The 11,686-nt window shown below is 61.4% G+C and carries 11 protein-coding genes; 4 read left to right on the forward strand and 7 right to left on the reverse strand.

Annotated elements, in window-relative coordinates:
- Positions 1–126: 126 nt before the first annotated feature.
- The 4 genes from lon to cmoB all read left to right on the forward strand — a co-directional run bounded on the left by lon (position 127) and on the right by cmoB (position 4,834).
- Complete coding sequence (gene lon, locus C4Q26_RS06430) at positions 127–2,547, forward strand: endopeptidase La (RefSeq protein ID WP_023378987.1); 2,421 nt, start codon at positions 127–129, stop codon at positions 2,545–2,547.
- A 109-nt stretch (positions 2,548–2,656) separates the two neighbouring features.
- Positions 2,657–3,049 carry a protease inhibitor I42 family protein gene (locus C4Q26_RS06435; protein ID WP_023378986.1) on the forward strand — a complete coding sequence of 131 codons (393 nt, stop codon included), beginning with the start codon at positions 2,657–2,659 and terminating at the stop codon, positions 3,047–3,049.
- Positions 3,050–3,137: 88 nt separating this feature from the next.
- Entirely contained in the window at positions 3,138–3,881 is a 744-nt protein-coding gene (gene cmoA / locus C4Q26_RS06440) for a carboxy-S-adenosyl-L-methionine synthase CmoA (protein ID WP_023378985.1), read from the forward strand.
- Positions 3,878–4,834, forward strand: a complete 957-nt coding sequence (gene cmoB / locus C4Q26_RS06445; RefSeq protein WP_023378984.1) for a tRNA 5-methoxyuridine(34)/uridine 5-oxyacetic acid(34) synthase CmoB — start codon at positions 3,878–3,880, stop codon at positions 4,832–4,834. The genes cmoA and cmoB overlap by 4 nt, the downstream gene beginning before the upstream one ends.
- Positions 4,835–4,869: 35 nt before the next feature.
- Here the strand turns inward: cmoB and C4Q26_RS06450 are convergent, their stop codons facing one another.
- The 7 genes from C4Q26_RS06450 to rnc form a co-directional block, all read right to left on the reverse strand.
- Positions 4,870–6,015, reverse strand: coding sequence for an alpha-xenorhabdolysin family binary toxin subunit A (locus tag C4Q26_RS06450; RefSeq protein WP_104882897.1), 1,146 nt, complete (start codon positions 6,013–6,015; stop codon positions 4,870–4,872).
- A gap of 65 nt (positions 6,016–6,080) precedes the next feature.
- Positions 6,081–7,076, reverse strand: a complete 996-nt coding sequence (locus C4Q26_RS06455) for an alpha-xenorhabdolysin family binary toxin subunit B (RefSeq protein ID WP_104882898.1) — start codon at positions 7,074–7,076, stop codon at positions 6,081–6,083.
- A gap of 12 nt (positions 7,077–7,088) precedes the next feature.
- Positions 7,089–8,375, reverse strand: coding sequence for an alpha-xenorhabdolysin family binary toxin subunit A (locus C4Q26_RS06460; RefSeq protein WP_256583385.1), 1,287 nt, complete (start codon positions 8,373–8,375; stop codon positions 7,089–7,091).
- Positions 8,376–8,502: 127 nt separating this feature from the next.
- Positions 8,503–9,225 carry a pyridoxine 5'-phosphate synthase gene (pdxJ, locus tag C4Q26_RS06465; protein ID WP_189672858.1) on the reverse strand — a complete coding sequence of 241 codons (723 nt, stop codon included), beginning with the start codon at positions 9,223–9,225 and terminating at the stop codon, positions 8,503–8,505.
- A 61-nt stretch (positions 9,226–9,286) separates the two neighbouring features.
- On the reverse strand, positions 9,287–9,970 hold the full coding sequence (gene recO / locus C4Q26_RS06470; RefSeq protein ID WP_023378978.1) for a DNA repair protein RecO: 684 nt from the start codon (positions 9,968–9,970) through the stop codon (positions 9,287–9,289).
- A gap of 124 nt (positions 9,971–10,094) precedes the next feature.
- A complete protein-coding gene (gene era / locus C4Q26_RS06475) occupies positions 10,095–10,997 on the reverse strand; it encodes a GTPase Era (protein WP_023378976.1) in 903 nt (300 codons plus the stop codon).
- Positions 10,990–11,679: a ribonuclease III gene (gene rnc / locus C4Q26_RS06480; protein ID WP_023378974.1), complete on the reverse strand. Its 690-nt coding sequence runs from the start codon at positions 11,677–11,679 to the stop codon at positions 10,990–10,992. Before rnc ends, era begins: the two co-directional genes overlap by 8 nt.
- Between the last annotated feature and the right edge of the window lie 7 nt (positions 11,680–11,686).

Consider the following 11,686-nt stretch of genomic DNA (forward strand, 5'->3'; position numbering starts at 1 on the left):
CACGCTACCGGCCGGGGAACTGGGGCTGCTAAACGAGCCTTGCGCGACACAAGGGCGCTCCTACACCATTGAAACCCATTCCCCCCCGCCCCATCTAAGCACCATAGTCATTTACGCAGGTGCCCCATGAGCGACCAGCAGGATTTCCCGGAACAACCCGACGAACACAGCGAAGTCGAACACCTTCAGTCCCAGGCCAACACTGGCCACGCCCTCGCCTTGCCCGGCCAGCAGTTACCGGACAAGGTCTATGTGATCCCGATTCACAACCGCCCGTTCTTCCCGGCCCAAGTCCTGCCGGTCATCGTCAATGAAGAGCCTTGGGCAGAAACGCTCGACCTGGTGGCCAAGACACCGCACCACTCCCTGGCACTGTTCTTCATGGACACGCCACCCGAAGACCATCGCCACTTCGATACCTCCGCCCTGCCGCAGTACGGCACGCTGGTCAAGGTGCACCACGCCAGCCGCGAGAACGGCAAGCTGCAGTTCGTCGCCCAGGGCCTGACCCGGGTGCGCATTCGCACCTGGCTCAAGCACCACCGCCCACCGTATCTGGTCGAGGTCGATTATCCGCGCCAACCGACCGAGCCTACCGATGAGGTGAAGGCCTACGGCATGGCCCTGATCAATGCGATCAAGGAACTGCTACCGCTCAATCCGCTGTACAGCGAGGAGCTGAAGAACTACCTCAACCGCTTCAGCCCCAACGACCCGTCGCCGCTGACCGATTTCGCCGCAGCGCTCACCTCCGCCACCGGCAATCAGCTGCAAGAAGTGCTGGACTGCGTGCCCATGCTCAAACGCATGGAAAAAGTCCTGCCCATGCTGCGCAAGGAAGTCGAGGTCGCACGCCTGCAAAACGAGATCTCCGCCGAGGTCAACCGGCAGATCGGCGAGCACCAGCGTGAGTTCTTCCTCAAGGAGCAACTCAAGGTCATCCAGCAGGAGCTGGGCCTGACCAAGGACGATCGCAGCGCCGACCTGGAGCAGTTCGAACAGCGCCTGGAAGGCAAGACCCTGCCGGAGCAGGCGAAAAAACGCATCGACGAAGAAATGGGCAAGCTGGCGATTCTGGAGACCGGCTCGCCCGAGTACGCCGTCACCCGCAATTACCTGGAATGGGCCACCGCCCTGCCCTGGGGCGTGTACGGCAAGGACAAGCTCGACCTCAAGCACGCCCGCAAGGTCTTGGACCAGCACCATGCCGGCCTCGATGACATCAAGGAACGCATCCTCGAATTCCTCGCCGTCGGTGCCTGGAAAGGCGAGATCAGCGGCTCCATCGTGCTGCTGGTAGGCCCGCCTGGCGTGGGCAAGACCAGCATCGGCAAGTCCATCGCCGAATCCTTGGGGCGGCCGTTCTACCGCTTCAGCGTCGGCGGCATGCGCGATGAGGCCGAGATCAAGGGTCACCGCCGCACCTACATCGGCGCCCAGCCAGGCAAACTGGTGCAGGCGTTGAAAGAGGTCGAGGTGATGAACCCGGTGATCATGCTCGACGAAATCGACAAGATGGGTCAAAGCTACCAGGGTGACCCGGCCTCGGCACTGCTTGAGACCCTCGACCCGGAGCAGAATGTCGACTTCCTCGATCACTACCTGGACCTGCGCCTGGACTTGTCCAAGGTGCTGTTCGTGTGCACCGCCAACACGCTGGACTCGATCCCCGGCCCGCTGCTCGACCGGATGGAAGTGATCCGCCTGTCTGGCTACATCACCGAGGAAAAACTGGCCATCGCCAAGCGCCACTTGTGGCCCAAGCAACTGGAAAAAGCCGGCGTCGCCAAGGCCAGCCTGAGCATCAGCGACAGCGCCCTGCGCACCGTGATCGAAGGCTACGCCCGTGAGGCCGGTGTACGGCAGTTGGAGAAGCAACTGGGCAAGTTGGTGCGCAAGTCGGTGGTCAAGTTGCTGGATGACCCTGACGCCAAGCTGAAGATCGGCAACAAAGACCTTGAGCCTGCCCTGGGCATGCCGGTGTTTCGCAGCGAACAGGTTTTGGCCGGCAAGGGCGTGATAACCGGGCTTGCCTGGACCAGCATGGGCGGTGCGACCTTGCCGATCGAGGCCACCCGCATCCACACCCTGAACCGCGGCTTCAAGCTGACCGGCAAGCTGGGCGATGTGATGAAAGAGTCCGCCGAAATTGCCTACAGCTACGTCAGCTCGAACCTCAAGCAGTTTGGTGGTGATCCAGCGTTCTTCAACGAAGCGTTCATCCACCTGCACGTGCCGGAAGGGGCCACGCCCAAGGACGGTCCAAGTGCGGGTATCACCATGGCCAGCGCCTTGTTGTCGCTGGCTCGCGACCAGGCACCGAAGAAAGGCGTGGCCATGACTGGCGAGTTGACCCTCACTGGCCAGGTCCTGCCTATCGGCGGGGTGCGCGAGAAGGTGATCGCGGCGCGGCGGCAGAAGATCTTCGAGCTGATTCTGCCGGAGCCCAACCGTGGAGACTTCGAGGAGCTGCCGGACTACCTGCGTGAAGGGCTGACCGTGCATTTCGCCAAACGCTTCGCCGATGTCGCCAAAGTGTTGTTCTGACCGATAGTGCGCCCTTCGCGGGTCAAGCCCGCGAAGAGGCCGGCACAAGTGGCACAAAACCGCGCGATCATCGGTTATCCTCAGGCCAACGCCAGCCTCCGGAGCCACCATGACCGTCCCTCGTCTACTCGTTCCCCTGAGCCTTGCCCTGCTCACCGCCTGCGCCCAGCAGCCCAGACAAACCGTCGAACTGGACGCTGAAAGCGAATGCCCCAAGCGCCTTCAGGTCGGTCAATCGCTCACCCTCACCCTGCCCAGCAACCCCACCACCGGCTACCGCTGGCTGGTGCAGAACCCAGCGTCGGACATCCTGCGCAGCCTCGGCCCCGAGGTTTACAGCGACCCTGAGGACGCTGGCATCGTCGGCAGTTCCGGCCTGTCGACCTGGCGCTTCCAGGCCAAGTCAGCTGGCGAAGGCCACCTGGTCCTGGTCTACCAACAACCCTGGGCTCCCGAAGTAAGGCCTGTCCAGACCTTCGATTGCGCCATTCGGGTAAAGTGATCGCACAGCGCTGGTCAGCCAACCATGCATCCTCGCCGCGGTTTGGCTAGAATGCCGGCCCTGTCTATCGCCAGCGCCTGGATCCACCGTGAGCAAAGAACCCGACCGCCTATTCGCCCAGCCTCTGGAGCAGGTGCCCGACTTCGTCTTCAACGAAGACGTGGTGCGGGTATTCCCGGACATGATCAAGCGTTCGGTGCCCGGCTACCCGACCATCGTCGAGAACCTCGGCGTGCTGGCCGCGCGCTTCGCCCAGCCCAATACCGCGCTGTACGATCTGGGCGCATCGCTAGGCGCTGTGACCCAGTCCCTGCGCCGTCACGTGCGCAGCGATGGCTGCCGAGTCATCGCCGTGGACAACTCGGCGGCCATGGTCGAGCGCTGCCGCCAATACCTTACCGCTCAGGACTCGATGTTCCAGGAACTGCTGCCGGTACAGGTGCTGGAAGCCGATATCCTGGCCCTGCCCTTCGAGCCGGCCTCGGTGGTGGCGATGAATTTCACCCTGCAGTTCATCGCCCCTGACCAACGCCTGGTGTTGCTCGGCCGTATCCGCCAGGCCCTGCTGCCGGGCGGCGCGCTGATCCTGTCGGAGAAACTGCGGTTCGCCGATGACGAGGAGCAAACCCTGCTCAATGAGCTGCACCTGGACTTCAAACGTGCCAATGGCTACAGCGAACTGGAGATCGCCCAGAAACGCAGTGCCATCGAAAACGTGATGAAGCCCGATACCCTCCAGGCCCACCAGGAACGTCTGCACGCCGCTGGCTTCTCCAAGGTCGTGCCTTGGTTCCAATGCCTCAACTTCGCCTCACTGATAGCCCTGCCATGATCGATCTTTCCCCTCTGGTCCGCCGCTTGGCGGGTACGCCCCTCGCTACCTGGTCCCAGGGACTGCAAGCACAGCTGGATGCCAAGCTGGAAAAAGGCCACGGCGACCTCGACCGCTGGCGCGGCGCCCTCGATGCCTTGCCCGTCCTGCAGCCTAGCGAAATCGACCTGGTCGACGGCCTGCGTCTGGACTGCGCCTGCGACGACGCGACCCGCGCCCAGGTGCGCCAGGCGCTGATGGGCTTGTCGCCCTGGCGCAAGGGGCCGTTCAACCTGTTCGGCGTTCATGTGGATACCGAATGGCGCTCGGACTGGAAATGGTCGCGTGTCAGCCCGCACCTGGACCTCAAGGGCAAGCGCGTGCTCGACGTGGGTTGTGGCAATGGTTACTACCAGTGGCGCATGCTCGGCGCTGGCGCCGACATGGTGATCGGCGTCGACCCCAACTGGCTGTTCTTCTGCCAATTCCAGGCGGTGCAGCGATTCCTTCCAGCACTGCCGGCCTGGCACCTACCCTTCGCCCTCGAAGACCTGCCAGCCAACCTGGAAGGCTTCGATACGGTGTTCTCCATGGGCGTGTTCTACCACCGCCGCTCGCCGATCGAGCACTTGCTGGCTCTCAAGGATTGCCTGGTCAAAGGGGGCGAGCTGGTGCTGGAAACGTTGGTCGTGGAAGGCGATGAACAACAGGTGCTGGTGCCTGAGGACCGCTACGCGCAAATGCGCAATGTCTGGTTCCTGCCCTCGGTGCCTGCGCTCGCGCGCTGGCTGCGCCGGGCGGGCTTCAGTGACGTACGCTGTGTCGATGTCAGCGTGACCACCATCGAAGAGCAGCGCAGCACCGAGTGGATGCGTTATCAGTCGCTGAGCGATTTTCTCGATCCCCACGACCACAGCCTGACCATCGAAGGCCTGCCAGCCCCGCGTCGGGCAACCTTGGTGGCCCGCAAGTAAAACGCAACCCCCGTGGTCGTCGCGGTTTTTTTGGCCTACGCGAAGATATTCCTCATCTGCCCCGCATGCCTGCCGATTCCGCTCCACTGTGCCAGGAACTGGCGGAAGTGCAGGATGAACACCACCAGTTCCTGACGGGTGTTCATCCTGCCGAGCCGGACCACGGAACTTTCCAGGTAGGCCTCGATGGTCTGCCAGGTCGTGTGCAGATGCCCCGACGCCAGCACCACGTCCCATAAGTCGATCTCCAATTCGCCCATGCATGCATTGAGCTCATTGACGCGACCGCTCACCCGCTGGATCTCCGCCAGCCGTTGGCTGAGCTGACGGTGCCGCAGCTCCAGCTCATGCAGCTGGGCGCGGGCCTTTCTGGCCTTTGCACCATAGATCGAGTTGCTGATAATGGCTCCGAACGGTCCACCTAGCCAGCCCAATGTCGACTGCTTGGAGAAGGATCTGTAATCATGACGGACGTCTAGAATCTCACCGTCCAAGCGACTCAACTCCCACTCGAGGTCTTCAGCGTCCGGCGCCAGCGAGAATCGTTTGGCCGCACGGCACTTTTCGAACACCGCTGGCCTGAGTGTGAAGCGCGCCTGGTCGCGAAAATTCTCGAGTCCCAGGCGAACCCCATCGACTTGTTGATCAAAATCGTCGATTTGCCCGTGCAGCCACATCAACTGGTCAGCCATTGACCGGAGCAATTGCAGGTCCCGAGGGCCAAGGTCCATTTCCGGCGCTGAAAGCAACGTGGCCCAGGATGCGCGATCGATGCCCATTGCCCGTGTGCGTGCAGCAAGGTCCAGCACCTGGGCACCGAGCGCTTCGACCTGCCTGGCATGCTCTGCAAGGGCGGTGGTGACAGCCAGGCACTGCTTGTCGAGGATCGACCATGTACGGGCATGCAACGCCAAGTGTTTGAACAGGCCCAACATCCGTTCGGGAGCCAATTCTGGCTCGGTGATTCTGTCGTACCCCAGCCACGCGATGGTCTGCGCCAGCGTGGACGGCAATACGCGCATGCGTTCGCTGTAGTTTCTGATCGTCGACCGCGATTCGGCCGTAAGGATCAAACCCGCAGAACCCTGCCCATCTCGATTATCCATGGCCTGGATCAGTTCACCCGGCAGGACGATCGCTTTCATCTGCTGCTCTTCGAAAGGCAACGTACGTGGATTCATGAGTCTTCAATTGACGTCGATAGCAAAGAAATCGCGCTCCGCAGAGCGCGACATGATGGGCGCCCTCAAAGCGCGCGACGGTGTTGCTCCAACAGCTGGCGCTGGTAGGTCAGCAATTGCTTGAAGAGCCCATTGAGTACTCGCAATTGCTCGCCGTCACCGATCGGAGCGCGCTCCAAATGGGTGTGGAAATTGCCCAGAGCCTGCCTGACGACCGTCATGCCAGATGCCCAATCCGTGCGTTGCTCCTGCAGCATCGGCAGCATTTCCAGTGCAGCAAGCCTCTGCGTCACCGTTGCCTGGCGCTGTACGAGTTCTCTGACCTGAACGGCTAGCTTGCGCACGCGCTCACCGATGTTGCGGCGCTCCTGCTGCAGTTGGGTGTAGCGCATACCTTCGACGACATCGCCCAGCAGGGTTTGAAGCTGTTCGACGGCTTTGGAGACAGCCTCGACGGTGACGACCGTTTCACCACCCGGAACGGCCAGTTTGCCGAGATCGTCGAGTGAAGGGACCACACCACCGAATCGCGTCTGCAGTCCATTGGCTTCCAAGGTGGCAATGGCCTTCTCGACCGTTTCCTTGTTCTGCTGCTCCCGATCATGCTCTTCCACCAACTGGGCGTGGGTCCTGGCCAGGTTTTGCTGCTGCTTGTTCAATCGCTCCTGATCGGCTGTACCGACCAGCAAAGGCAACGTAGCGAGCGCCTGGATCTCTCTGCCCAAATGGGATATTTGATCAGCCAGTCGCGATTTCACCGTATCCCGCTCTTCTGCGGCTATGGCGAGAACGTCACTGTCGTGACCACTACCGAGGCTGGCGAGCATATCGCTCAACGCTTCGTTATCCAGCTCGGCAGTCAGCCTTTGGGCCTTACGCACCGTTTGATCGATGCAATGGGTGAACAGCCTCATGTGTCGCTCCAGGTTTTCCTGGAGCGGTGTCGAAAACTTCAATTGACCCTTCTGCCACACCTCGGTGTAGCTTCGTGTTGCCGCGAGCACTTTGCCGAGCTCGGGCGCATCGGCAGTCATGGGCAGGACGTGGACGTTGTCGTTCATGGTCGTTTCACCTTATTGGGCCGAGGCTGCATCGTCGAAGATTTGGGTTAATTGCAGGGATTTTTCCTGGATATGTTTCCATTGCGCGAGGAACTGGCGGAAATACAAAGAGAACCTGATCAACTGCTTGTTGTCGGAAATGCTTTCGAGCTTTTCGATCGACGCATCGATATAGGAACCTACGGTGTCCCACGCCGTTTGCAGGTGGGAAGCAGCGGTGACCACGTCTTGCAGTCGGGTGTCGAGTTCGCCGACAAACGTCGCCAACTCTTCCATGCGGCCCTCAAGATTCACCCGCAGACGCAACTGATCGCTGACTTTACGGCGCTCCTCCTGCTGCTTCTTGCGCTCTTTGCGCACTTTCTCTGCTTTGCTGCCGTATATTCCCCCGGTGATTGCCGCTCCGATGGGGCCAACGGCCAGGCCACCCAACGCCAGCTTCACGTATTGATCGTACTCAGTGCTGAGTGCAGTGATGTCCTGGTCGAGCACCTTCAGCTGCTCGCGCAGGTTCTCTACCTGGTTGTCACCCTGCTTTCGCTCGACTGCATGGCCTTTTTGCTTAACCGCGGGAATCAGCTCGAAACGCGCGATGTCCCGGAAGCTCTCGGTTTCGAGCCTTACGCTTTCCACCTGCTGCGCATACCACTGCACATCCTCCTTGAGAATGCCCATGTAAACGACGAGTAGCGAAACTGACTGCCTGCCTGGGCCGTCCAGTTTCACCGGAGTGCTTAGCAGGAGCTTCTCCCAGTGCTTGACCTCGCCCACCGCACGCCGGGATTCTTCGAGGATGCCTTCACCGGCCGCGTTGATCGAAGCAGCGGTGGAAGAAAGCCCGGCTGCCAGTTTCTTGCTCCTGTCCGACAGCGGCGCCCATGTACGGGCATGAGTGCGCAGGCTCTCGAACAGCTCGTCCATGGACTCGGGCGTAAGTTCGGGCTCTTCGATTTGCTTGTAGCCCAACCAACGCTCCAGGTTGTCGCGGCTGGAGGGCAACGCGAAGACAAAATTGGCATAGCGATTGAGCGTGAGGATGTGTTCGCGACTGAGCGTCAGGCCGCCTTGGCCCTCACCATCGAGCGAGGCCAAGCCGTTCACTACAGCTTGCGGGTATTTAGCAGCTTTCTGTTGAAGCAGCTCATAGTCAGCCCATTGTTCATTCATGATTTCGCCCCTGTATACGAGCCCTACATTGGCTCGGTCAGGGCAAAGTACGGCAAACGTCATGCACCACAGCAGCGGGCAGGCTTTCCTGATCCGACAGGGGCTGGTGGCTAACGAGGGGACGGTGATCATGCCGCTGCATGAAGGAAGGCAGCGGTGGGCCGCTGGCCCGAAGGGCCGGACCCGTTTCAATCGCGGGGTGCCATCGCCGGTCAACCTGTCTCTAGAGGTTCGGACTACCGGCGATGAGAAGGAAGAATCAGCGCGAAGCCGCCACGATCAGCGCCTTCATCTCTGCTACAGCGGCCTTGAAGCCGACGAACAACGCATGCGCGACCAAGGCGTGGCCGATATTGAGTTCGTTGATGCCTTTGATTGCCGCCACCGCCTCGACGTTGTGGTAGTGCAAGCCATGGCCAGCGTTGACGATCAGCCCTTGGCCAACGCCGAAGGCGACGCCATCGACGATGCGCTTGAGCTCGTCTGCCACTTCGGTCGGTGTTTCGGCATCGGCATAACGACCGGTGTGCAACTCGATGGCCGGTGCACCAACGCGACGCGAGGCTTCGATCTGCCGCTCGTCGGCATCGATGAACAGCGACACTTCGGCACCGGTGCGCGACAGGCGCTCGACTGCTGCCTTGATCCGCGCCTCTTGGCCGGCCACATCCAGGCCACCTTCGGTGGTCAGCTCCTGACGGGTTTCCGGTACCAGGCAGATATGCGCCGGGCGAATCTTCTCGGCGAAGGCCATCATCTCTTCCGTGACGCCCATCTCGAAGTTCATGCGGGTCTGCAGCACATCCTTGAGCAGCACGACATCACGCTCCTGGATATGCCGGCGGTCTTCGCGCAGATGAACGGTGATGCCGTCGGCGCCCGCCTCTTCGGCGTCCAGCGCGGCCTTGACCGGGTCGGGATAGCGCGTGCCCCGGGCCTGGCGCAGGGTCGCCACATGGTCGATATTGACGCCGAGAAGCATGCGGTTGCTGTGAGTCACGAAAGGCTCTCCTGAAGATGTAGCCCCACAGCATACGACGTGCTCAGCGCTTGCGAAACAGTTCCCGGCTAACCAATGGCTTTGACCCCAGGTGCACCGCCAGCGCTTGGCGCATCAGGCGCTTGGCCGCCAGCAGCGCACCCGGTGCGTCCCAGTCGGCTTGAGCCAGGGCCAGCAGCTCGTTGCCGTTGAACAACCCAGGCTGCACCAGATAAACCCGTTCCAGGCCAGCCTCGACCTGGAGGCGGTAGAAACCTTGCGCAACGATGGGTTGGTCGTTGACATCGTGGTCCAGTGCGAAGGCATAACCGAGGTCTTCGAGCAGCCGCCATTCGAACGAACGCAGCAAGGGCTCGAGCGGACGCCCGGCCGCCAGTGCCTGCAAGGTCAAGGCGTAATGCTCGAACAACTCGGGCTGAGGGGCTTCGGCAGGCAAAAGGCGCATCAGCAGCTCGTTCAGATACAGGCCACTGAACAGCGCATCGCCATGCAACCAGGCGGCAATTCCGACTGTATCAAGGCGCCCAACGTTCTTCAGCTCGCCGCGTCCGCGCAATTCCACTTCCAACGGCACGAATGGGCGCACCAGGCTGCCACCCTTGCCGCGTGCACGGCGCAGCACGGCACGTACACGCCCTTGCGGCGTGAAGAAGTCGACCAGTGCGCTGGTTTCCTTGTAAGCGCGGCTGTGCAGCACGTAGGCCGGCTGGGCGGCAGGTTGTTCCATCAGAACTCTCTAAAGGCCAGATGTGCCTGTGGGAACGGGTTCGCCCGCGAACGCTGCAGTGGATTCACTGACGCTTTCGCGGGTGAACCCGCTCCCACAGAGAGGTGCTGGCCGCCTGAAGGGATTACAGGTCGCCGTAACCCAACGAGCGCAGAGCACGCTCGTCGTCCGACCATCCGCCCTTGACCTTGACCCAGAGGTTGAGCATCACCTTGGCATCGAACAGCACTTCCATGTCCTTGCGGGCATCGGAACCGATGCGTTTGATGCGCTCGCCCTTGTCACCAATGATGATCTTCTTCTGCCCATCACGCTCGACCAGGATCAGCGCGTGAATGTGCAGCACATGCCCTTGCTGCTTGAACTCTTCGATCTCGACGGTGATCTGGTACGGAAGCTCCGCGCCCAGCTGGCGCATGATCTTCTCGCGGACCAGTTCGGCGGCCAGGAAGCGGCTGCTGCGGTCGGTGATCTGGTCTTCCGGGAAGAAGTGTTCGTTTTCTGGAAGATGCTTGGCGATCAGTGCTTCCAGCGACTCCAGGTTGTGCCCCTGCTGAGCGGAGATGGGCACGATCTCGGCATTCGGCAGCTGCTGCTGCAGCCATTGCAGGTGCGGAATCAGTTCGGCCTTCTCGTCCATCCGGTCGGTTTTGTTGACCGCCAGGATGACCGGGCCGGTGACGTACTGCACGCGCTCGAGCACCAGCTGGTCCTCGTCGGTCCAACGGGTACGGTCAACCACGAAAATGACCACATCGACGTCTTTCAGGGCTGCCGACGCGTTGCGGTTCATGTAGCGGTTCAAGGCCTTGTCGTTGGCCTTGTGCATGCCAGGCGTGTCGACGTAGATCGCCTGTACGTCACCCTCGGTCTTGATACCGAGCATGTTGTGGCGGGTGGTCTGCGGCTTGCGCGAGGTGATCGCCAGCTTCTGGCCGAGGATGTGGTTGAGCAGGGTCGACTTGCCCACGTTTGGGCGGCCAACGATGGCGACATAGCCGCAACGGGTCGGGTTGTTATCAGTCATTGCCATTCTCCACGCCCAGGGCGATCAATGCAGAGGCGGCGGCGACCTGTTCGGCGATACGCCGACTCACGCCCTGGCCGCGGCTCTTGTTATTCAGCAGCACCACTTCGCATTCGACGAAGAACGTGCGGCAGTGCGGTTCGCCCTGGATGTCCACCACTTCGTAACGCGGCAGCTCGCAGGCACGCGACTGCAGGAATTCCTGCAGGCGGGTCTTGGGGTCCTTGTTGGTATCGACCAGGGTCAAGCCATCGAACTCGTCGGTGAGCCAGTCGAGAATGCGCTCACGGGCGGTCTGCATGTCCGCATCCAGGTAGATCGCGCCAATCAGCGCTTCCAGGGCATCGGCCAGAATCGACTCACGGCGGAAACCGCCACTTTTGAGCTCACCCGACCCTAGGCGCAAGTATTCACCCAGGTCGAAGCCTCGGGCCAGGCGGGCCAGGGTCTCACCCTTGACCAGGCGGGCTCGCAGGCGCGACAGCTGGCCTTCGCGGGCCTGGGGGAAGCGCTCGAACAGCGCCTCGCCCACCACGAAGTTGAGAATGGCGTCGCCGAGGAACTCCAGGCGCTCGTTGTTGCGCCCGGCATAGCTGCGATGGGTCAGGGCCAGCAGCATCTGCTCCTGGTTCTTGAAGGTGTATCCGAGCTTTCGCTCCAGACGGGTAAGGGAAGCACTCATGCAGCCA

It is taken from the genome of Pseudomonas sp. SWI44, assembly GCF_002947915.1.
GTDB classification, from domain to species: Bacteria; Pseudomonadota; Gammaproteobacteria; order Pseudomonadales; family Pseudomonadaceae; genus Aquipseudomonas; species Aquipseudomonas taiwanensis.